Source organism: Kineococcus indalonis, from assembly GCF_009906395.1.
In the GTDB taxonomy this organism is placed as follows: Bacteria; Actinomycetota; Actinomycetes; order Actinomycetales; family Kineococcaceae; genus Kineococcus; species Kineococcus indalonis.
The window spans coordinates 1-609 of record NZ_JAAALM010000972.1 but is presented as its reverse complement, the minus strand read 5'-3'; the positions used below and the strand labels follow the sequence as shown (position 1 = coordinate 609).

The window sequence follows — 609 nt, the reverse complement described above, 5'->3', positions numbered from 1 at the left end:
GCGCTGGGGGTGGGCCTGGCGGGGGCCGTGGCCCCGCACGGCGCGGCCGTCGTGGCCGCCGTGCTCGTCGCCGCCCTCGCGCTGGGGGCGCTGGCCGCCGCGCTCACCGTCGCGGTGCGCTCCTGGCGGGCCGCGGAGGACTCCGTGGCGCGGCTGCGCGACGAGCTGGGCTCGGCCCGCGACGAGAGCGTGAAGGACCCCGTCACCGACCTGCTCAACCGCCGCGGCCTGCTGCTGCTGGGCCACCAGGTGCTGGAGTCCGCCCGCCGCTCCGGCGGCGCCGTGCACGCGTGCGTCGTGGAGGTCTCGCCCGGGGTGGTGCTCGGCGCCCTGGCCGCGCGCCCGGAGGAGCTGCGCGCCCACCGCGAGGAGGCGTGGCGCTCGGTGGCCGCGGCCCTGCGGGCGGCCACCCGCACCTCCGACGTGGTCGCCCGCGAGGACGAGGGCCGCTTCCTGGTGCTGGGGCCGGGCGCCGGCCTGCACGCCCAGGAGCTGGAGCGCCGCGTGCGCGTCGGGCTGGCCCAGCAGCGCCTGGGCGCCGGCGGGGCGGGCGCCGGGGCCCCGCGGCTGGCCGTGGAGGTCGGGGCGGCCGTGCTGGCCCCCTGGGAC

1 pseudogene is annotated in these 609 nt (G+C 82.1%); it reads left to right on the top strand.

Annotated features, from left to right (window positions below):
- Window positions 1–609, top strand: a pseudogene (locus GTR00_RS22250) (hypothetical protein); the annotation flags it as partial.